General features: G+C 60.9%; 21 protein-coding genes. 13 read left to right on the forward strand and 8 right to left on the reverse strand.

Annotated features, from left to right (window positions below):
• Positions 1-59 precede the first annotated feature (59 nt).
• Positions 60-1,424, forward strand: a complete 1,365-nt coding sequence (locus AB4N80_RS26555; protein ID WP_122569050.1) for an HlyD family type I secretion periplasmic adaptor subunit — start codon at positions 60-62, stop codon at positions 1,422-1,424.
• Positions 1,425-1,571: 147 nt separating this feature from the next.
• Here AB4N80_RS26555 and AB4N80_RS26560 read toward each other — a convergent pair whose 3' ends face one another.
• Positions 1,572-2,168: a tRNA-uridine aminocarboxypropyltransferase gene (locus AB4N80_RS26560; protein WP_305470215.1), complete on the reverse strand. Its 597-nt coding sequence runs from the start codon at positions 2,166-2,168 to the stop codon at positions 1,572-1,574.
• A 2-nt stretch (positions 2,169-2,170) separates the two neighbouring features.
• Entirely contained in the window at positions 2,171-3,064 is an 894-nt protein-coding gene (locus tag AB4N80_RS26565) for a LysR family transcriptional regulator (protein ID WP_460079676.1), read from the reverse strand.
• A 109-nt stretch (positions 3,065-3,173) separates the two neighbouring features.
• Here AB4N80_RS26565 and AB4N80_RS26570 point away from each other — a divergent pair, with 109 nt between their 5' ends.
• The 5 genes from AB4N80_RS26570 to AB4N80_RS26590 all read left to right on the forward strand — a co-directional run bounded on the left by AB4N80_RS26570 (position 3,174) and on the right by AB4N80_RS26590 (position 7,831).
• Positions 3,174-3,347 carry a hypothetical protein gene (locus AB4N80_RS26570; protein ID WP_163006879.1) on the forward strand — a complete coding sequence of 58 codons (174 nt, stop codon included), beginning with the start codon at positions 3,174-3,176 and terminating at the stop codon, positions 3,345-3,347.
• 28 nt (positions 3,348-3,375) lie between these two features.
• Positions 3,376-4,326, forward strand: a complete 951-nt coding sequence (speB, locus tag AB4N80_RS26575; protein WP_003184135.1) for an agmatinase — start codon at positions 3,376-3,378, stop codon at positions 4,324-4,326.
• A 9-nt stretch (positions 4,327-4,335) separates the two neighbouring features.
• Entirely contained in the window at positions 4,336-4,743 is a 408-nt protein-coding gene (locus tag AB4N80_RS26580; RefSeq protein ID WP_122569052.1) for a YybH family protein, read from the forward strand.
• A gap of 51 nt (positions 4,744-4,794) precedes the next feature.
• Positions 4,795-6,309 (forward strand): purine-cytosine permease family protein, encoded by a 1,515-nt coding sequence (locus tag AB4N80_RS26585; RefSeq protein WP_305471161.1) that lies wholly within the window; start codon positions 4,795-4,797, stop codon positions 6,307-6,309.
• A 133-nt stretch (positions 6,310-6,442) separates the two neighbouring features.
• Positions 6,443-7,831 carry a sodium:solute symporter family protein gene (locus tag AB4N80_RS26590; RefSeq protein ID WP_122569054.1) on the forward strand — a complete coding sequence of 463 codons (1,389 nt, stop codon included), beginning with the start codon at positions 6,443-6,445 and terminating at the stop codon, positions 7,829-7,831.
• A gap of 209 nt (positions 7,832-8,040) precedes the next feature.
• Here the strand turns inward: AB4N80_RS26590 and AB4N80_RS26595 are convergent, their stop codons facing one another.
• Complete coding sequence (locus AB4N80_RS26595; RefSeq protein WP_003198971.1) at positions 8,041-8,169, reverse strand: PA1414 family protein; 129 nt, start codon at positions 8,167-8,169, stop codon at positions 8,041-8,043.
• 139 nt (positions 8,170-8,308) lie between these two features.
• Positions 8,309-9,202, reverse strand: a complete 894-nt coding sequence (gene ptrR / locus AB4N80_RS26600; RefSeq protein ID WP_122569056.1) for a putrescine utilization regulator PtrR — start codon at positions 9,200-9,202, stop codon at positions 8,309-8,311.
• Positions 9,203-9,306: 104 nt separating this feature from the next.
• Here ptrR and AB4N80_RS26605 point away from each other — a divergent pair, with 104 nt between their 5' ends.
• Positions 9,307-10,479 carry an MFS transporter gene (locus tag AB4N80_RS26605; protein WP_460079683.1) on the forward strand — a complete coding sequence of 391 codons (1,173 nt, stop codon included), beginning with the start codon at positions 9,307-9,309 and terminating at the stop codon, positions 10,477-10,479.
• Here the strand turns inward: AB4N80_RS26605 and AB4N80_RS26610 are convergent, their stop codons facing one another.
• Complete coding sequence (locus AB4N80_RS26610) at positions 10,480-11,934, reverse strand: NCS1 family nucleobase:cation symporter-1 (protein WP_305470211.1); 1,455 nt, start codon at positions 11,932-11,934, stop codon at positions 10,480-10,482. It lies immediately after the preceding gene.
• 400 nt (positions 11,935-12,334) lie between these two features.
• Positions 12,335-13,171, reverse strand: a complete 837-nt coding sequence (locus tag AB4N80_RS26615; RefSeq protein ID WP_122569060.1) for a CvfB family protein — start codon at positions 13,169-13,171, stop codon at positions 12,335-12,337.
• A 339-nt stretch (positions 13,172-13,510) separates the two neighbouring features.
• Between AB4N80_RS26615 and AB4N80_RS26620 the strand changes: the two genes are divergently transcribed.
• The 3 genes from AB4N80_RS26620 (at position 13,511) to AB4N80_RS26630 (ending at position 15,553) form a co-directional block, all read left to right on the forward strand.
• On the forward strand, positions 13,511-13,699 hold the full coding sequence (locus tag AB4N80_RS26620) for a hypothetical protein (RefSeq protein ID WP_018607615.1): 189 nt from the start codon (positions 13,511-13,513) through the stop codon (positions 13,697-13,699).
• Positions 13,700-13,895: 196 nt separating this feature from the next.
• Entirely contained in the window at positions 13,896-14,606 is a 711-nt protein-coding gene (locus AB4N80_RS26625; protein ID WP_122569061.1) for a TorF family putative porin, read from the forward strand.
• A gap of 80 nt (positions 14,607-14,686) precedes the next feature.
• Positions 14,687-15,553, forward strand: coding sequence for a DUF6279 family lipoprotein (locus tag AB4N80_RS26630; RefSeq protein WP_460079688.1), 867 nt, complete (start codon positions 14,687-14,689; stop codon positions 15,551-15,553).
• Positions 15,554-15,709: 156 nt separating this feature from the next.
• On the opposite strand, the gene AB4N80_RS26635 is transcribed toward AB4N80_RS26630, so the two are convergent.
• Positions 15,710-16,102: a transcriptional regulator gene (locus AB4N80_RS26635; RefSeq protein ID WP_460079691.1), complete on the reverse strand. Its 393-nt coding sequence runs from the start codon at positions 16,100-16,102 to the stop codon at positions 15,710-15,712.
• Positions 16,103-16,287: 185 nt separating this feature from the next.
• Here AB4N80_RS26635 and AB4N80_RS26640 point away from each other — a divergent pair, with 185 nt between their 5' ends.
• Both AB4N80_RS26640 and AB4N80_RS26645 read left to right on the forward strand, forming a co-directional pair.
• Positions 16,288-17,019 (forward strand): DUF899 domain-containing protein, encoded by a 732-nt coding sequence (locus tag AB4N80_RS26640; protein WP_460079694.1) that lies wholly within the window; start codon positions 16,288-16,290, stop codon positions 17,017-17,019.
• Between the two features lie 403 nt (positions 17,020-17,422).
• Positions 17,423-18,148, forward strand: coding sequence for a sulfite exporter TauE/SafE family protein (locus tag AB4N80_RS26645; protein ID WP_447768679.1), 726 nt, complete (start codon positions 17,423-17,425; stop codon positions 18,146-18,148).
• A 100-nt stretch (positions 18,149-18,248) separates the two neighbouring features.
• Here AB4N80_RS26645 and AB4N80_RS26650 read toward each other — a convergent pair whose 3' ends face one another.
• On the reverse strand, positions 18,249-18,536 hold the full coding sequence (locus AB4N80_RS26650; protein WP_460083170.1) for a HigA family addiction module antitoxin: 288 nt from the start codon (positions 18,534-18,536) through the stop codon (positions 18,249-18,251).
• A 685-nt stretch (positions 18,537-19,221) separates the two neighbouring features.
• On the opposite strand from AB4N80_RS26650, the gene AB4N80_RS26655 reads away from it, so the two are divergent.
• Complete coding sequence (locus tag AB4N80_RS26655) at positions 19,222-19,494, forward strand: hypothetical protein (protein WP_460079698.1); 273 nt, start codon at positions 19,222-19,224, stop codon at positions 19,492-19,494.
• Positions 19,495-19,510 lie beyond the last annotated feature (16 nt).

Below are 19,510 nucleotides of genomic sequence, written 5' to 3' on the forward strand. Positions count from 1 at the left end.
TCTTTCAAGCCACAGATGTGTGTTCGGCTTTATTTCACTTAACCAACGGGTACCGCCCCATGTCTGCTCAAACCCCGGATTCAGCCGCCCGAAGCTACTTCGGCAGTTTCAGCAAAAGCGCCGAAAGCGAGTTCATGCCGGAAACTGCCGGCGCCACGCTGCAGGATTCGCCCCGGCGCTCGCGGGTTACCGTGTGGCTGGCGGCCGGGTTGATCGTCAGCGGGCTGGTCTGGGCAAAGTTTGCGGTCTTGCAGGAAGTCACCACCGGCGAAGGCAAGGCGATTCCGTCAAGCAAGATCCAGGTGATCCAGAACCTGGAGGGCGGCATCGTCACCGAGATATTCGTGCGCGAAGGCCAAATGGTGAACAAGGGCGACACCCTGCTGCGTCTGGACGATACACGGTTCCTGTCGAACAAGGGCGAGAGCGAGGCTGACCGCTATGCGCTGACAGCCCAGGTCGAGCGCCTGTCGGCCGAGGCCGAGGGGCGGCCGTTCGCGCTTTCGGCAGAGGTCACCGCCAAGGCCCCGCAAGTGGCCGAGGACGAGCGCTCGCTGTATGAACAACGCCAGCGGCGCCTGGCCAGCGAACAACGCACCCTGACCGAACAACTGCGGCAGAAGACCCAGGAACTGGCAGAGTTTCGCTCCAAGCAAGGTCAGTTCAGCTCCGCCCTGGCCTTGCTGCAGGAAGAAATGAACATGTCCGCCCCCTTGGTGCGCACCGGAGCGGTATCGCCGGTGGAGATCCTGCGGCTCAAGCGCAGCGCGGTGGAGATCCGCGGTTCGCTCAACGCCACCACCCTGGCGATTCCCCGGGCCGAATCGGCGATCAACGAGATCAAGAGCAAGATCGACGAATCGGAACAGACCTTCCGCTCCGAGGCGGCCAAGGACCTCAACGAGAAACGCACCGAACTGTCGAAGATCACCGCCTCGAGCATCGCCATCGACGACCGCGTGACCCGTACAACCGTGGTCTCGCCGGTGCATGGGGTGATCAAGCAACTGAAGGTCAACACCATCGGCGGCGTGGTGCAGCCGGGCAATGACATGGTGGAAATCGTGCCCCTGGAAGACAACCTGCTGATCGAAGCCAAGGTCCGCCCCCAAGACGTGGCGTTCCTGCACCCGGGCCAGAAAGCCATGGTCAAGTTCAGCGCCTACGACTACACGATCTATGGCGGGCTCAGTGCCAAGCTCGAACTGATTGGCGCCGACACCATTACCGATGACAAGGGCAACAGCTTCTACCTGATCCAGGTGCGCACCGACAAAAACCACTTGGGCGGGGATGCCAAGCCGTTGCTGATCATTCCGGGAATGGTCGCGACAGTGGACATCATCACCGGGGAGAAAAGTGTCCTGGATTACCTGCTCAAGCCAGTGTTGAAGGCGCGGACCGAGGCGATGCGCGAGCGGTAAGCCTTGAGCTGAGACTTTCATTGATTGTTCTACCGCTATCGCGAGCAAGCTCGCTCCCACAGTGGCCTGTGCTGATCACACATTTTGTGGGCACAGAAGATCAACTGTGGGAGCGAGCTTGCTCGCGATGAGGCCGGCAACCACACCCTATTTTTCAGCATGATTACGCCGAAACGTTTCCGCCCCCATCGCCGCAATCTGCCCCTCGATCAACGCCTCGAACGGCCTCAGCAAAGGTTCGAAGCTCTCCGGCGCTTCCAGGACTTGCAACGCCTGGACAATCGCCTCCACCGTCGACAACGCCCCCGGCCCGGGCGCCTTGCGCAAGCGGTAGCGGGACACACCGCCCTCCGCCAACGTCACCCTTGGCAGTGCCGCCAGCAGCGGGTTGAGGTGCAGCAACTTGCGCGCCTTGCGCCAGGTACCGTCGGGTACGACCAACAGCAGCGGCTCATCGGACGGCTCGTAGGCGTGCAGCGGCTGCGCATCATCAGCGGGAAACAACAACCGCGCCTGATAACCCGGCTGATCGAGCAACCGGGGCAAATCCTCGAACACCTCGCCCACGATCAGCTCGGCATTGCGCAGCCCCAACGCCGCCAGCCGGGCGGTGTTCAAGGCATGGTCCACTTCGCTGGGATGCTGCAGCAGCAAGACGCGGGTGCGGCTGTCGAGGCTGGGAATCAACGGGCACAGGCAATGGCTCTGCGGTCGTTGGCAACGCGGGCATTGGATTCTGGACATGGTCAGGCCTGATTCAGTTGAGCTTTGAGCAAGTCACGGAAGGTCTGGATCAACGGCTCGCGGCTGCGACCACGGCGCACGATCATCGAAAACGGCGCCTGATAACCGAAGGTCGCCGGCAGCAGCACGCGCAAGTCGCCCTTGTCGACCCAAGCCTGGGCGTAGTGCTCAGGCAAGTAACCGACATAGGCACCGGACAGTACCAGGATCAACTGCGCCTCCATGCTCTCCACCGTCGCCGCGCTGTGCTTGAAGCCGTGGCGGGCCAGTTCAGCCTGGCTCCAGTAACCGCGCCCGACCATGCGCTGCTGGGTGATGACTTGTTCAGGAATGCGCCGCTCGCTGAACAACGGGTGGCGGTTGCTGCAATACAACCAGTGCTGCTCGCGGTACAGCGGCATGTAGACCAGCCCGCTCATGCGCGTGGAAAACGCACCGATGGCCAGGTCCAGGCGGTTGTCCTGCACGCCGAGTTGCAGCTCGTAAGGGCTCATGACGGATAGATGCAAATGCACCGCCGGATGCTCCTGGCTGTAGGCACCGATGGCTTCGGCGAACGGCAAGGCCTTGTCGCTGACCGTCGAATCGATTACCCCCAGGTTCAACGTGCCGCGCAGTTCCCCCTTGAGCGCGGCGGCGTATTGCTCGAACCCTTCGAGTTCGCCCAACAGGCGCAGGGTTTCCTGGTGGAACAACTCGCCCTTGCTGGTCAGGCTGAACCCGCCCCGGCCGCGATGACACAGCACCAGGCCCAAGGCCGATTCCAACTGGCTCATGTAGGTGCTGATGGCCGACGTGGACAGGTTGAGCTCGTGCTGGGCATTGGCGAACCCCTGGTGCCGGACCACGCTGACGAAAATGCGCAGCAGTTTCAGGTCGGGTAGAGCGTTGGCCATGGGAAACTCCAAGTACAGACAGGACACTGCAAACTCTGTGGCGAAGGGATTTATCTGTGGGAGCAAAGCTTGCTCGCGATACAGGGGCCTCGGTTCCAGAGGAAACCGCATGAACGTCATCGCGGGCAAGCCTTGCTCCCACAGGCTTGCTCCCACCATTTCACCTCATCAGATCAATCGCGAGTCTATCGCCCCACCGCGCATTAGTTTAGAAAAATCTGAACTAAGTATTTGCCGCCAGCGATTCTTCACGGCAAAAGCTTTTCGCAGAATCGGCCCCTGATAAATAAAACAACGATGAGGCCCTACCCGTGGACAAGATTCTTCACCAACCACTGGGCGGCAACGAAATGCCGCGCTTCGGCGGCATCGCCACCATGATGCGACTTCCTCATTTGCAAACCGCTGCCGGCCTCGACGCTGCCTTCGTCGGCGTGCCGCTGGACATCGGCACCTCCCTGCGCGCCGGCACCCGCTTCGGCCCCCGCGAAATCCGCGCCGAATCCGTGATGATCCGCCCCTACAACATGGCCACCGGCGCCGCGCCATTCGATTCGCTGTCAGTGGCGGACATCGGTGATGTGGCGATCAACACCTTCAACCTGCTGGACGCGGTGCGGATCATCGAAGAGTCGTACCACAAGATCCTCGAACACAACGTCATCCCCCTGACCCTGGGCGGCGACCACACCATCACCCTGCCGATCCTGCGGGCGATCCACAAGAAACACGGCAAGGTCGGCTTGGTGCACATCGACGCCCATGCCGATGTGAACGACCACATGTTCGGCGAGAAAATCGCCCATGGCACCACCTTCCGCCGCGCCGTGGAAGAAGGCCTGCTCGATTGCGACCGCGTGGTGCAGATCGGCCTACGGGCCCAGGGCTACACCGCCGATGATTTCAACTGGAGTCGCAACCAGGGTTTTCGCGTGGTCCAGGCCGAAGAGTGCTGGCACAAATCCCTGGCACCGCTAATGGCCGAAGTGCGCGAGAAAGTCGGCGGCGGCCCGGTGTACCTGAGCTTCGATATCGACGGCATCGACCCGGCCTGGGCGCCTGGCACCGGCACCCCGGAAATCGGCGGCCTGACCACCATCCAGGCGATCGAAATCGTCCGTGGCTGCCAGGGCCTCGACCTGGTCGGTTGCGATCTGGTAGAAGTCTCGCCGCCGTACGACACCACCGGCAACACCTCGCTGCTGGGCGCCAACCTGCTGTACGAGATGCTCTGCGTGCTGCCCGGCGTGGTTCATCGCTGAGGCGCCGCCATGAACGATCACGATCAAGTACTTGAGGCCGCCGCAAAACTGGTGGCGGCCTTCGCCCGCAATGACCGCGACGCCTACTTCGGTGCGTTCACGGCCGATGCGAGTTTTGTGTTCTACACCCTCGAACAGCCCCTGCTGTCACGCGATGCCTACCAGGCGTTGTGGGATCGCTGGCGGTCCGAGGATGGCTTCGAGGTGCTCGCTTGTACCTCGAGCAACGCCTTCGTCAGCCTGCAAGGGGACGTGGCGATTTTCATCCATGACGTGGCCACCGAGCTGCGCATGCAAGGGGAGCTTCACCTTAGCCAGGAGCGCGAAACCATTGTGTTTCGCCAAGAACAACAAGGCCTATGGCTGGCCTGTCATGAACATTTGTCCGCAATGCCGGAAGGGCTGCCACCCCCTTAGCCAAACAGGCGACGCTCACACACGATGAGTGCGCCTCGATGATCGGAGCAGATCATGAATAACAATAACGATAAAAGCCTTACGCACATTGAAACCAACGGGGTCGAACAGATCCCGGACCACGAACGCACCGCCGGCCCGGGCGACCTGTTTCGCCTGATCTTCGGCGGCGCCAATACCTTTGCCACCGCCGTGCTCGGCAGTTTCCCCGTGCTGTTCGGCCTGTCGTTCCAGGCTGGGGTCTGGGCGATTGTGCTGGGGGTGTTGGTGGGATCGATCATTCTCGCGCCGATGGGCCTGTTCGGCCCGCTCAACGGCACCAACAACGCGGTGTCTTCCGGTGCGCACTTCGGCGTGCACGGGCGCATCGTCGGCTCGTTCCTCTCGTTGCTGACCGCCATCGCGTTTTTCTCGCTGTCGGTGTGGAGCTCGGGCGATGCGTTGATCGGCGGCGCCAAGCGGCTGGTCGGCGTACCGGAAACCGACCTGAGCCTGGGCCTGGCCTACGGCCTGTTCGCCCTGCTGGTGTTGACGGTGTGCATCTACGGCTTCCGTTTCATGCTGTGGGTCAACCGCATTGCCGTGTGGGCGGCCAGCCTGCTGTTCCTACTGGGCATTTTCGCCTTCGCACCGACCTTCGACAGCCAGTTCGCCGGCACGGTCAGCCTCGGCCAGCCGGGCTTCTACGCCGCCTTCATCGGCGCGGCGCTGGTGGCCATGAGCAACCCGATTTCCTTCGGTGCGTTCCTGGGCGACTGGTCGCGCTACATCCCGCGCAATACCCCCAAACGCCGCATCATGCTGGCCGTGATCGCCGCGCAACTGGCGACGCTGATCCCGTTCCTGTTCGGCCTCGCCACCGCCACCATCGTGGCGATCAAGGCGCCGGACTACATCGCGGCCAACAACTACGTCGGCGGGTTGCTGGCGGTGTCGCCGGGGTGGTTCTTCCTGCCGGTGTGCCTGATCGCGGTGATTGGCGGCATGTCCACCGGCACCACGTCGCTGTATGGCACCGGGCTGGACATGTCCAGCGTGTTCCCACGGGTGCTGTCGCGGGTCAAGGCGACGCTGCTGATCGGGGTGATGTCGATTGCGTTCATCTTCATCGGGCGCTTCGCGGCGAACCTGGTGCAGAGCGTGTCGACCTTCGCGGTGCTGATCATCACCTGCACCACGCCGTGGATGGTGATCATGATCATCGGCCTGCTGGTGCGCCGCGGCTTCTACTGCCCGGATGACCTGCAAGTATTCACCCGCGGCGAAACCGGCGGGCGCTACTGGTTCAGCCACGGCTGGAACTGGCGCGGCCTGGGGGCGTGGATTCCCAGCGCGTTGGTGGGGTTGTGCTTCGTCAACCTGCCGGGGCAGTTCGTCGGGCCGCTGGGGGAACTGGCCGGCGGGATCGACATCAGCCTGCCGGTGACCCTGGGCCTGGCCTCGGTGGTGTACCTGGCGTTGCTGGGGCTGTTTCCAGAGCCGGCGGCGGTGTATGGGCCGGGGGATCCGCGAAGCCAGGATGCTTCGGAGCCAATCGATAAACCCTCCCTCAGACAGACCGCCTGACCCGAGATCAACGAAATACCTGTGGCGAGGGAGCTTGCTCCCTCGCCACAACAGCTCGTTCGCACTGAGGCTGCAGTGCCAGGGACAGCACCGCCTCGTCCCATATAAAAAAGACAATCGGAGACACGCCACCATGGCTTTGGACTTAATCGTCGTTCTCATCTACGCCACAGGCATGATCGCCCTCGGCTGGTACGGCATGCGCCGCGCCAAGACCCGTGACGACTACCTGGTCGCCGGGCGCAACCTCGGCCCGGGCTTTTACCTGGGCACCATGGCCGCCACCGTCCTGGGCGGTGCGTCCACCATCGGCACCGTGCGCCTGGGCTACGTCTATGGCATTTCCGGGTTCTGGCTGTGCGGCGCCATTGGCCTGGGCATCGTCGGCCTGAGCCTGTTCCTCGCCAAGCCGTTGCTCAAGCTCAAGATCTACACCGTGACCCAAGTGCTGGAGCGCCGCTACAACCCGGCCGCGCGCCAGGCCAGTGCGCTGATCATGCTGGTGTATGCGCTGATGATCGGTGCCACCTCGACCATCGCCATCGGCACCGTGATGCAGGTGCTGTTCGGCCTGCCGTTCTGGGTGTCGATCCTGGTGGGCGGTGGCGTGGTGGTGCTGTATTCCACCATCGGTGGCATGTGGTCGCTGACCCTCACCGACATCGTGCAATTCTTGATCATGACCGTGGGTCTGGTGTTCTTGCTGATGCCGATGTCCATCGTCGACGCCGGCGGCTGGGACACGATGGTGGCCAAGCTGCCGGCCAGCTACTTCGACTTCACCGCCATTGGCTGGGACACCATCCTCACCTACTTCCTGATCTACTTCTTCGGCATCTTCATCGGCCAGGACATCTGGCAGCGGGTGTTCACTGCTCGCAGCGAAGGCGTGGCCAAAGTGGCCGGCACCGCAGCCGGCCTGTACTGCGTGCTGTACGGCCTGGCCGGGGCGTTGATCGGCATGGCGGCCAAGGTTTTGCTGCCGGACCTTGCGAACGTCAACAACGCTTTCGCCAGCGTGGTGCAGACCAGCCTGCCCAACGGTATTCGCGGGCTGGTGATCGCCGCGGCCCTGGCGGCCTTGATGTCCACCGCCGCAGCGGGCTTGCTCGCGGCGTCCACCACGGTCGTCCAGGACTTGCTGCCCCGTCTGCGCCAGGGCCGTGAGAGCGGCAGTGGCGATGTCCACGAGAACCGCATCGCGACCCTGCTGATGGGGGCGGTGGTCCTGGTGATCGCCCTGGTGGTCAGCGACGTCATCAGCGCCCTGACCCTGGCCTACAACCTGTTGGTGGGCGGCATGCTGATCCCACTGATCGGCGCCATCTACTGGAAACGCGCCACCACCGCCGGCGCGATCACCAGCATGTCGCTGGGCTTCTTGACCGCACTGTTCTTCATGCTCAAGGACGGTCTGGACGCGAACACGCCGATCTACTACAGCCTGAGCGTGGCGCTGGTGAGTTTTGTGCTGGTGAGTGTGTTGGCGCCACGGCCGGGTGTGGTAACCAAGGCGGTTTGACCGACAACCCTTGGCAATGAAAACCCCTGTGGGAGCGAGCTTGCTCGCGATAGCGGCTGTACAGGCAACACACCTGTTGAATGTTCCCCCGTCATCGCGAGCAAGCTCGCTCCCACAGATTCTGTCTTCAGAAATAAAAAGATCGCAGTTCCGGCCCATCTCAATTGAAATGGTCCGGAGCTGCGATCTCTCCAAATTCTGCGGTGTGTTTACCGGCGGCGCGGTTGGCGGCGGCGTTGCTCGTCATCGGTGCGGATCGGTACCGGTTGCATCGGCGGCTCGATCAGGCCAAGCGCGACACCCAAGTCGTGAAGCCAGTTCTGGATTTTCTCTTTCATCGTGGTGCCCCCTCAGGGTGGTGCGAGCGGCAGATTTCTGTGGCCCCTTCGCACTGATAATAGTCCGATGTTCTACGCAATGCTCGTCTCAGTTTGCAATGATCTGTTACTGAATTGATCCAAATCCACCTCCCGGAGTTCAAGCCGATTGCGCCGTGATCATTGGCGCTCGCGGCCAGGCCTGTTGTTGCAATTCGATCCAGGCGTTCAGGTTGGCCCCGACCATGCCTTTGCGCCACATCAGCCAGGTGGTGGCGCTGGCAAACGGCTCTGCCAGCGGATGCACCGTCACCCGCTCGCGGCCCGGCAGGCTGGCCAGCATCGACTCAGACATCAACGCCACCCCGGACCCGGCGATCACACACGCCAGCATCCCTTGGTAAGACTCGATTTCCATCGCCCGGCCCATGGTTGCATGGTCATGGGCAAACCAGGCTTCCAAGCGCATCCGGTACGAGCAACCACGCCGGAACGTGAACACCGCGCGACCCTGCACATCCAGCGCACTGCGCACCGGCGGGTGATCGGCCTCGGTGATCAGCACCAACCGCTCGTCGCACAACGGCACGCCATCCAGCCCCGCCAACTCCAGCGGACCATCCACCAGCGCCGCATCGAGCCGATTGGTGAGCAACCCTTCAAACAACTCGCCACTCGGCCCGGACTGCACTTGCAGGTTCACCGCCGGATACGCCCGGTGATACGCCGCCAGCAGGTCCGGCAAATGCGTCGCCGCCGTGCTGTACATCGTGCCCAGCAGGAAATCCCCGGCTGGCTGCCCGCCCTGCACGGCGGCATGGGCCTCGTCGTGCAAGGCGAACAGCTTGGCCGCATAGTCCAGCAGGACTTTTCCTGCCGGCGACAACTGCAAACGCTGACGCTCGCGCAGGAAAAGGTCCACGCCCAGCTGCTCTTCCAGCTGCTTGAGCCGGGTCGACAGGTTCGACGGCACCCTGTGCAAGCGCTCGGCGGCCCGGGTGATGGAACCCTCCTCGGCCACGGCCTGAAAAATCCGCAGTTGGCTGAACTCCATGACCTTCTCCAAAAAAGAACAAGTTACTCACTATTATTCATTTTTAATGAAAGTCAATCAGTCCTAGCCTGACGGTCATTCGCCCCGACACCCGGAGAACGACCATGTCACCTCTTATTCGCCTGCTCGGCAGTTTCATCGCGCTGATGATGGCCATGGGCATTGGCCGCTTCGCCCTCACACCGCAGTTACCTCATTTGATCGGCGAAGGTCAGGTCGACTTGACCGCCGCCGGTCTGATTGCCGCCGCCAACTACCTGGGATATTTCCTCGGCGCGCTGGACGCCATGTTCGCCCGGCGCCCGGAACAGGTGCGGCGACGGTTGCTCGGCGGCCTGTGGCTGTGCGTGCTGCTGACCCTGGCGTCGTTCTGGGCCTGGGGCTTCTGGCCGCACCTGGTGTTGCGCTTCGGCACCGGCGTGGCGAGCGCCTGGGTGATGGTGATGATCACCGCCCTGAGCCAACCCTTGGCCGCAGCGGCGGGACGGCCACGGCTCGGTGCCCTGGTGTTTGCCGGACCGGGCTTGGGGATTTTCCTGACAGGTTTGTTGGCGTTGGGCTCGAACCTGCTGGGGCAGACCTCCGCGACCCTGTGGTTGGTGTATGCCGGCGTGGCCTTGGCGATGTTGCTGATGATCTTGCCGATCCTGCCTCGACCGGCCGCAGCCGCGCCCGTAGCAGTGCCGGTCAGTGCGTCACCGAACCGTGGCATCGCTCGGCTCGGAGTGGTGTACGCCCTGTACGGCGTGGGCTACATCATTCCGGCCACGTTCCTGTCGCAAATGGCCTCGGCGCAGTTCCACGGACAATGGCTGGCCGACCTGTTCTGGCCCTGCTTTGGCCTGGCTGCGGCCACCGGAGTTTTGCTGGTCAGCCTGCGTCGCCCCAACCCGAACAGCACCGGCCGCTGGCTGATCGGTACGCTCTGGCTGCAAGCCGCCGGGGTGTTTGCCTGTCTGCTGGGCAGTGGGCCAGGGCTGGCGCTGGGGGTGATCCTGTGCGGTGCACCGTTCCTGGCCTGCATGCAACTGGTGATGCTGCGCTCCCGGGAACTGGCGCCTCACGCCACCCAGCGCAACGCGGGCCTGTTGACCGCCTGCTTTGCCGTGGGCCAGCTCAGCGGGCCCCTGCTGGCGGCGCTGAGCAGCCATTTCAGCGGCGGCCTGCAACCGGCGTTGATCATTGCTGGTAGCGGCCTGGTGCTGGCCGGTGGCCTGTTGCTGCGGCCCGCCAGCCGGGGCGCGACGAGCCCTTGCGCCCAAACCGCCCTGCGTTGATCAGGCCTGACCGGCCGGGCTCAACGCTTTGCTCAACTGCGCGGCCGGCTCGCGTCGCGCCAAGGCGAAATACAACACCCCGCCGAGGAAGCAACCGGTAAACCAGGCAAAGTTGGCCATCGGTTGCAGCAGCGGCGTGAAAGTGATCGCCACGCCCATCAGCGTCGCCGGGATCAACGCTTTGACCGCGGTCCAGTTGATGCCGCCGCTGTAGTAATAGCGCCCGCTAGGCCCGTCATTGAACAGCGCGTCGACGTCGATCTGCTGTTTTTTGATCAGGTAGTAATCCACCAGCAGGATCCCGAACAGCGGGCCGATGAATGCGGCCAGCACGTCCAGGGTGTAGTGGATCACTTCGGGGTTGTTGAACAGGTTCCACGGCGTGATGAAAATCGAAGCCACCGCCGCGATCATGCCGCCAGCACGCCAGCTGATTTTGCTGGGGGCGACGTTGGCGAAGTCGAAGGCTGGGGAGACGAAGTTGGCGACAATGTTGATGCCGATGGTGGCGGTCACGAAGGCAAAGGCGCCCAGCAAGACCGCCACGTCGTTGTCGATGCGCGCCACGGTGGCAATCGGGTCATGGAGCATTTCGCCGAACACCGGCAAGGTCCCGGAAACAATCACCACGGTGACCAAGGAGAACGCCAGGAAATTCACCGGCAGCCCCCAGAAATTGCCCCGGCGCACGTCAGACATGCTTCGGCAGTAACGACTGAAATCGCCGAAATTCAGGGTCGGGCCGGAAAAGTACGACACCACCAGAGCCGTCGCCACGATCACCTGGCCGAAAGCCTGCCAGCCGGACAAGGACTTTTCCGACAGGGTGAAGTTGATATTGCTCCAACCGGCCTTCCACACGATCCAGCCGGCCAACAGAAACATCACGGCATACACCACCGGGCCGGCCCAGTCGATGAAACGACGGATAGACTCCATGCCGGTCCAGAACACCAGCGCCTGGACGAACCACAGGCTGAGGAAACCGAACCAACCCAAGTAGGACAAACCGGCAAAATGCGGCGTCGCATAGATTTCCATTGCAGGAAAAAACCGCAGCACCACGATGATCAGCGCGCTGGAAGCCAGGTACGTCTGAATCCCGTACCAGGCCACGGCGATCAAACCGCGGATGACCGCAGGAATATTCGCCCCGAACACGCCGAACGCCAGCCTGCAAATGACCGGATACGGTACCGCCGCCTGCTGGCTCGGCTTGGCGACCAGATTGGCGATCAACTGCACGATGCAAATCCCTCCGAGCAAGGCAATCAGCACCTGCCAACTCGCCAGGCCCAAGGCGAACAGGCTGGCGGCAAACACATAGCCGCCCACGCTGTGCACATCACTCATCCAGAACGCGAAGATGTTGTACCAATTCCATTTCTGCGGCAGCGGGCCCAGGTCCTGGTTATAGAGGCGGGGGCTGTAGCCGTTGGGCAATTGCTCGGACATTGCGGGGCTCCTTTGAGTACCGCCGTGCCCCCGTATCGACCTGCTCACCATACTGCGCACGGGAGCCGGCATGGTTTGTATACGCGTTGCTACGCAGAATGCGTGCCATAGGCGCTGAATGTGAGACAAACCGGGGTGTGCAGCAGGGGTTAAAGTTGAGCAGGAGCAGGCATACGCCCACGAACAGGGCGTGGGTGCATGCTAAAGGTGCAGGGGTTTGTATACAGAGGAAAGTCGCGGCGCGTCGCTATTATGTGGGAGCAACGCTTGCTCGCGAAACAGGCGCCTCGGTTTCAGAAAGACCGCATCGCCTTCATCGCGGGCAAGCCTTGCTCCCACAGCTCGCCTCCCTGGCCACATAAACCCTTACTTGCCATAGATGCAGTGGCTCGACTGAAGATCAGCTCAATTCAATGCGATCCGCATGAATGACAATCTGCCCATTCTTGTACAGCGCACCAATAGCCTTCTTGAAGTTGCCCTTGCTCACGCCAAACAGGCTGCTGATCAGCGCCGGGTCGCTCTTGTCGCTGACTGCCAGGGTGCCATCGTTCTCCCGCAACTTGGCGAGGATCTTCGCGTTCAGGCTGGTGGCGGCTTCCTGGCCCACAGGCTGCAGGCTCAGGCTGATCTTGCCGTCCGGGCGGATTTCCTTGATGAAGCCTTTTTCCTGTTTACCGGCGCGCATGAACTTGAAGATTTCATTCTTGTGAATCAAGCCCCAGTGCTTGTTATTGATGATCGCCTTGAACCCCATGTCGGTGGCTTCGGCGACCAGCAAATCCACTTCCTGGCCCGGCGTGTAGTTGGCCGGGGTCTTGTCAAGATAACGATCCAGGCGCGCCGTGGCGGTGATGCGACGGGTGTGCTTGTCGAGGTAGACGTGCACCACGCAGTATTCGCCGGCGGTCATCTGGCGTTTTTCTTCGGAATACGGCAGCAACAGGTCCTTGGGCAGGCCCCAGTCCAGGAACACGCCGATGCTGTTGACCTCAACCACTTTCAGGCTGGCGAATTCACCGACCTGAACCTTGGGTTTTTCCGTGGTGGCGATCAATTTGTCGTCGCTGTCCAGATAAATGAAAACATTGAGCCAATCTTCATCTTCACTGGGAATATCCTTGGGAATATATCGATTGGGCAGCAGGATTTCGCCGTCCGCACCGCCATCCAGATATAAACCGAAGTTAGTGTGTTTAACCACTTGCAAACTGTTGTAGCGCCCGACTAAAGCCATTTCCAATACCCTCATTGCGTGGGCGGCATTCTACCCGGTTTTGCGGCGCGATTCGTGGCCGCCGGCAAGGTTTGCCGGCAAGGCCTGGCACAACCGTTGATTTTCCTGGGTTTTCACTCCGGACAGAGCCATTCGTCAGGCCGGTGCCGGGGCGTTCCGTCCGCTCTCGGCGCACTATTTTTCACAGGGTTGTTATTTAAAACAGAGGCTTAGGACAATAATTGCCGGATAACAGAGCATTATTCCCGTCACGACAACGATAATTCAGAAGGATATTTGCCAAGCAATTGTCAAGTATTTCCTGTACGATGCCTGGCCCAATTAATTATCTACAGGTTAATGGCCGTCATGCGCGTAAAAGCATCCAACAGCAAAGCAAAGCCAGCTCCAGCCGTTGAAACCAGCGAGTCGATCAACGACCAGATCGCTGCGTTCCTCAAGTCCGGCGGCGAGATCCAGCAAATTGCCAAAGGCGTCAGCGGCCAGACATTCGGCCCGTCCAAGCAGATCAGCCTGGGCAAGAAGTAACCTGCGCGTCACCTGGTCCCAAAGCGCTTTGAGCTTCGAAGCGCTTGGACTGGAACCCCTCCCCGCTCTACCCATTTCCCATGAATCGACGAACGGCCTTCGCTGCCGAGCATTCGCCGGTATGCTTTCACCTCTCTAACTCAAGCGTTTCAGCTTAGTTATCGTTCCGGCTTCCTCGCTATTGATGGAATGCAGCATGCGCATCCCCATTGTTCCGCTGACATTCAGCCTGCTCTCGTGCTCCCTCGTCCATGGGCAGGTATTCCAGCGCGAACTCGGCGACTTCGACCTCAAGCTTGGCACCACCCCCAGCCGCAGCATGGCCCAGGGCTTGGTCACGCCGTCGAGCACCGGTTCGTTCCATGGTGGCCTGGACCTGAGCCACGACAGCGGCTGGTACGTCGGCCAGTGGTCGCCCAGCGCGGGCGTATCCGCCGACCTTGAAGTCGATTCCTACATGGGCTTTAAACAACCCTTCGACCAGACCCTGGGCTACGAAGTCGGCCTGATCCACTACAGCTACCCCACCCTCGATACCCTCGACAGCCAGGAGTTCTATGGCGGCCTGACCGTGCTCGGCAGCCGTTTCGGCGCGGCCTTGAGCAACGATCCAGACAAACAGAACAGCACACTGTTTGCCGACTTGGGCGGCAACGTGCCGTTCGGCATTGGCATCAGCGCCAAATACACCACCCACCAGCTCAATACACCGGTTTCGGTGGAGAACGGTTATGTAGGCAGTTTCAGCGACTGGTCATTGAAAATTTCCCGTCCCTGGAAAGGCATCGACCTGGACCTGATCTACAGCGACTCAAGCCTCAGCGGCAGCAGCTGCTCGGCGTATTCCGGCCACAACAGCGAATGCGACAGCCTGCTGACCCTCAAGATGGCCCATCCTTTTTACTAAGCGTTACGCATTAATCGGCTGAACTGCCGTGCGCCTGCCATGCTCAAACAAGACACTTACGTTTTTGCAAGGACTCGCTCATGTCGCGCTGGTTCACACGCATCGCCATGGTCATCGCCCTGTTGCTGACGCTCACTGCCTGTAGCCGAGTCGGCTTGGCGTACCGCAACCTCGACCTGATCATCCCCTGGACCCTCAACGATTACCTGGACATCAAAGGCGAGCAAAAAGACTGGTTCAACGAACGCCTCAAGGACCACTTGACCTGGCACTGCACCACCCAGTTGCCCGGCTACCTCGATTGGCTGGACCGTTTGGAAACCATGGTGCAGACCAACCAGGTGACCGACCAAGCCCTACAACAGCGCACCCGGGAAGCCAAGGCCGCCATCGCCGAAACCGCCCGGGCAATCACCCCCTCGGCCATCGAATTGCTGCAAGGCCTGAGCGACGACCAAGTCGCCGACATGGACGCCGCCTTCGTCAAGGACCAGCGCAAACGCCAGCAGCAATACCTCAAGCCGACGCTGCAGGAGCAGATCCAGGAACGCAGCGACCGCATGGTCAAACGCCTGGACGACTGGCTCGGTCCACTCAATGACGCCCAGCGCCAACGGGTGACAGCCTGGTCCACCGCCCTCGGCGACCAGAACCAGCAATGGATCGCCAATCGCGCCCACTGGCAAAATCAGTTCAGCGAAGCCGTGGCCCAGCGCCACAGCCCCGACTTCCCCAAACGCATCGAGCAACTGCTGGTCAATCGCGAAAGCCTCTGGACCCCTGCCTACCGCGAGGCCTTCAGCAAAACCGAAGCCCAGGCCCGCAGCCTGCTGGTGGACCTGATGGCCGAAAGCACCCCGCCCCAGCGCGAACGGCTGCTGAAGAAAATCGACGGGGTGAAGAAGGATTTCACTGACTTGAAGTGTCTGAAGGCAGCACGTTCCTAAAACCACTGAGATCCCATGTAAGAGCGAGCTTCTGTGGGAGCAAGGCTTGCCCGCGATAGCATCACCTCGGTCCATCTGATAGACCGTGTTGCCTGCATCGCGGGCAAGCCTTGCTCCCACACAAGCCCAGCTCCCACGGGATTCAGTGCAGGCCTGTCAGGCAATCTGCGCCTTTGAAGCCAAGTCATCAAACGTAAACTCATCCAGCGCATCTTCCTGCTCATCCAACACCTGACGCGGATGATCATTGCCCGGAATGCTGCTATCGATCAGGCTCAACAACCGCGAGCCACGCGGCGTCAGCACAAAATTCTCGCCATTACCGCCCTCTTCCTCCGGCCGCGGCTCGATATAGCCACGCTCCAGCAGCAACTTTTCATACTCCCCGGCGACCGCTTTCAGATGATCGAGATTCTCGATCGCCTCGCCTGCAGCCGCTTTCGCCGCCGCGTACTCCTCCGCATAAACCCGAGGAGCAAAGTTGTGACCGGCGCCGTTCTGCACTTCGTGCAACAACCGTTCGATCAAGTCCCAGTTATAAGTCGTCATCCTGGTCCATCCTCCAAAGAGTGAGATGCCTACCTAGGTTGTGACCGAGGCGCCACGCCACCGTTCAGCCGGGTTGGCGGACGGGCCATCCCACCAGCCGACCAGCGGTCTGTCGAATTCACCCCGGGTCAAACGACCAATGAGTGAAGCGCCGACTTGAGCAACTGCCTACAGGAGAAATCACCATGAACGTAGAGAACCATCCAGTCGTCTCGCGGGAAGAATGGCTCGCCGCCCGCCGCCAACACCTGGCCCACGAAAAAGCCTTCACCCGCGAACGGGACAAACTCAGCGCCGAACGCCGCGCCCTGCCCTGGGTCAAAATCGACAAACCCTACCGCTTCCAAGGCCCCCACGGTGAACTGAGCCTGGCCGACCTGTTCGGCGGCCGCAGCCAACTGATCATCTACCACTTCATGTTCGGCCCTGGCTGGACAGAAGGCTGCCAGGGCTGCTCGTTCCTGTCCGACCACATCGACGGCGCCAACCAACACCTGGCCCACCATGACGTGGCCGTAGTGGCCGTCTCCCGCGCCCCGTTCGCCGAATTCCAAGCCTTCAAACGCCGCATGAGCTGGGCCTTCGACTGGGTCTCGTCGGAAGGCTGCGACTTCAACTATGACTTCGGCGTCAGCTTCAAAGCCGAAGACACCGCCAACGAAAAAGCCACCTACAACTACGAAAAAACCGACACCACCGAAGGCGAACTCCCCGGTCTGAGTGTCTTCTATCGCAACGCAGCCGGCGACATCTTCCACACCTACTCCACCTACGCCCGAGGCCTGGATATATTGGTCGGCACCTACAACTACCTCGACCTGACGCCCAAGGGCCGCAACGAAGACGAAATCATGGACTGGGTGCGGCATCACGATAAATACGAAGAGGCCAAGCCCCACGGCTGCTGCCACAGCTGATGCGCCAACCTGCCCAGTCGAGCGCGATCCCCGTGGCGAGGGAGCTTGCTTCCGCTCGACTGTGCAGCGGTCGCCTGTTAGTTATTCGAAATGGCTATGAAGCCTGCCCACGCAGCCATTCCAGAAAGGTCAGCACCGCTGTGCTTTCTTGATGTGATCGCACGGCATAAGCGTAATGGCCGGTCAGCACACGCTGCGGATCTACGAGGGACAACAAACTACGCAGCAACATACGTCAAAAGCGGCGACGTACTGGCGAAGGAATGGGTGACCCTGTACCGCAACCTTCTTGAACAAGCGCGGTTCGTTGCCAAACTGAACGCTGTAGCTGGCCGGGCTTAGCTTTGTGACGCCAGAAGCGGCCGTAGACGAACAAGGGGGGTTGCCATTGGGAAACGTTGGCGTGTACGAGGCAGTGTTGGTCGCCGCCGTTGCATTCTTTGCCTCCCTGATCGGAGGCGTTTCAGGCTTCGGGACGGGATTGATCCTGCCCATCGTACTGGTGCCCATTGTTGGCGTTGAGAATGTGATCCCCCTCATGGCGGTCGGCATGGTCCTGACCAACGGGAGCCGGGCATGGGCGTTTTGGCGGGCTGTCGAGTGGGCACACGTCAAGAGGCTATTGTGTGGCGGCTTGCCCTGTTGCGCCTTGGGCGCTTACAGCTACACCTTGCTGTCCTCACGGTGGATTTGCCTCCTGCTCAGCGCGGTCATGTTTTGCAGCATCGTGTTCCGACGGCTGCGTTCGTCATCCAACCACCGTCTAGGAGCCTTCGGGGAAGGCGTTTGCGGCGCGGGGTTTGGCCTGGTCAACGGGGCAATGACCGGGACGGGGCCGGTCCTCAGTACCATCCTTTTGTCATCGGGGCTGTACGGGGCTCCGCTCATTGCGACCGATGCCGTCATCTCCTTGACGATGGGACTGGTCAAGGTGGCAGTGTTCGGCGGGTTCCAGCAACTTGACGCCAAACTCGTGCTGGGCGGGCTTTTAATCGGTTTGGCAACGGTGCCCGGAGCGTTTGTCGCCCGTCATCTATTGCGCAATGTGACGCCGGGAGGGCATTCGCTTTTAATGGAAGGCGTGGTGTTCATCGGTGCGGTTATGCTGCTGGTGCGAGGCTTCTACTGATTGGGTTATCGAACGGGATACGCTTCTCGCCTACCCCCCGCTTCGCAAAAGCTGCTGTAACAAGCGCAGAGCCGCCTCAGGGACAGACCACGTTTTCGATTTAAGAGACTGTAAAGATAACGTGGTCTGTCCCCATCCCCCTCTGACGAGCTACCCACAGATCGTAAGCGTCCTGCATAGCTAGCCAACTCTCCGGCGAGCGACCAAGTGCTACAGAAAACCGCAACGCCATTTCAGGCGAAACGCGGCTACTGCCCTTCAAGACACGGCTCAGTGTCGAGGGAGCCACACCGAGTTTTTCCGCCAGTTCACGGCCGCTGATACCGTTCGGCTCCAAGTAAGTCTCGACAATGAACTCCCCGGGATGGGGAGGGTTGTGCATAGTCATCAGCTCAGCGCGGCGGAAGAAATCCTCACCTAGCGGGGGTATATCGCTGGTATCGATGTCCGAGTCGTTCAACTTGACCAAGCGCTCCCAATCGGTTTTCGATATTTCCGACATAACGTATACCTCCTGCTTAGTGGCTATTCGGGCGCAGACATGCAGATCCCATCGCCTCGCCGTTCGGTGTAACCAACCACGCCAACCAAACAGTGATCAGGCCGATGGTTCGACTCGGCGCACCTCTGACCAAAGACTACTGTCGAAACCGTCCTTCTGAAATCAGACGCATCCCGTATAGAAGTACGAAGGATCCCGCTCGGAGGTTGAAACTTCCTACGAAACGGACAGATGACAAACCAGCTCGTAGTGGAAGAAACGAGGACTTATTCACATCACAACAAACACTGAGAGGCCCAGCCCTGCGGCGACTAATGCGGATAAGCACAATCCTCAAATCGAGCACCACCCCGTGGCGAGGGAGCTTGCTCGCGCTCGACTGCGCAGCAGTCGCCTGCGTTGCCTGAACCAAAGCCGACAACCGCTAGGCCAAAGGTCCTACATGAAGCTCGGAAAGCGGTGTCTTGTAGCTCAAGAGCGAGTCGCCCTATAGTCCCTCGTCGCCCAAAAAGGCGACCGGGTTTGGCGACCCGATCTACAGAGAGACTCATCAACTTTCGAGGCTCTGCTTATGACCAGATACATGCCCATCACCGGAATCGACTGCATCCCGGCCACCCTGCTCATCGACACTGAAGCACCGCTCGATGTTCTCTTCGAAACCGCCGATTACCGCATCCGCACCGTGACCCAGCTATTGGAAAACATCGCGTTCCGCTCGGATATCAGCTCCGATACGGTGGTGCTTTCGGACTTTTGCAAAATGCTGACGATAGCGCTGCGCGATGGGTGTGATGTGATGGACGTGATTGGGAGACGGTTGCGGGCGCAAGCTGCTAAGTAACGAAAATGGGCGACCT

The organism is Pseudomonas sp. H3_A02 (assembly GCF_054671965.1).

Excerpts from the sequence above, each read along its gene's own strand:
- AB4N80_RS26555 (WP_122569050.1), top strand. The coding sequence starts at position 60 with ATGTCTGCTCAAACCCCGGATTCAGCCGCCCGAAGCTACTTCGGCAGT.
- ptrR (WP_122569056.1), bottom strand. The coding sequence starts at position 9,202 with ATGGAGTTCAGCCAACTGCGGATTTTTCAGGCCGTGGCCGAGGAGGGT.
- AB4N80_RS26590 (WP_122569054.1), top strand. The coding sequence starts at position 6,443 with ATGGCTTTGGACTTAATCGTCGTTCTCATCTACGCCACAGGCATGATC.
- AB4N80_RS26605 (WP_460079683.1), top strand. The coding sequence starts at position 9,307 with ATGTCACCTCTTATTCGCCTGCTCGGCAGTTTCATCGCGCTGATGATG.
- AB4N80_RS26655 (WP_460079698.1), top strand. The coding sequence starts at position 19,222 with ATGACCAGATACATGCCCATCACCGGAATCGACTGCATCCCGGCCACC.
- AB4N80_RS26580 (WP_122569052.1), top strand. The coding sequence starts at position 4,336 with ATGAACGATCACGATCAAGTACTTGAGGCCGCCGCAAAACTGGTGGCG.
- AB4N80_RS26595 (WP_003198971.1), bottom strand. The coding sequence starts at position 8,169 with ATGAAAGAGAAAATCCAGAACTGGCTTCACGACTTGGGTGTCGCGCTT.
- AB4N80_RS26625 (WP_122569061.1), top strand. The coding sequence starts at position 13,896 with ATGCGCATCCCCATTGTTCCGCTGACATTCAGCCTGCTCTCGTGCTCC.
- AB4N80_RS26640 (WP_460079694.1), top strand. The coding sequence starts at position 16,288 with ATGAACGTAGAGAACCATCCAGTCGTCTCGCGGGAAGAATGGCTCGCC.
- AB4N80_RS26610 (WP_305470211.1), bottom strand. The coding sequence starts at position 11,934 with ATGTCCGAGCAATTGCCCAACGGCTACAGCCCCCGCCTCTATAACCAG.
- AB4N80_RS26650 (WP_460083170.1), bottom strand. The coding sequence starts at position 18,536 with ATGACTATGCACAACCCTCCCCATCCCGGGGAGTTCATTGTCGAGACT.
- AB4N80_RS26560 (WP_305470215.1), bottom strand. The coding sequence starts at position 2,168 with ATGTCCAGAATCCAATGCCCGCGTTGCCAACGACCGCAGAGCCATTGC.
- AB4N80_RS26620 (WP_018607615.1), top strand. The coding sequence starts at position 13,511 with ATGGCCGTCATGCGCGTAAAAGCATCCAACAGCAAAGCAAAGCCAGCT.
- AB4N80_RS26565 (WP_460079676.1), bottom strand. The coding sequence starts at position 3,064 with ATGGCCAACGCTCTACCCGACCTGAAACTGCTGCGCATTTTCGTCAGC.
- AB4N80_RS26630 (WP_460079688.1), top strand. The coding sequence starts at position 14,687 with ATGTCGCGCTGGTTCACACGCATCGCCATGGTCATCGCCCTGTTGCTG.
- AB4N80_RS26615 (WP_122569060.1), bottom strand. The coding sequence starts at position 13,171 with ATGGCTTTAGTCGGGCGCTACAACAGTTTGCAAGTGGTTAAACACACT.
- AB4N80_RS26635 (WP_460079691.1), bottom strand. The coding sequence starts at position 16,102 with ATGACGACTTATAACTGGGACTTGATCGAACGGTTGTTGCACGAAGTG.
- AB4N80_RS26570 (WP_163006879.1), top strand. The coding sequence starts at position 3,174 with ATGAACGTCATCGCGGGCAAGCCTTGCTCCCACAGGCTTGCTCCCACC.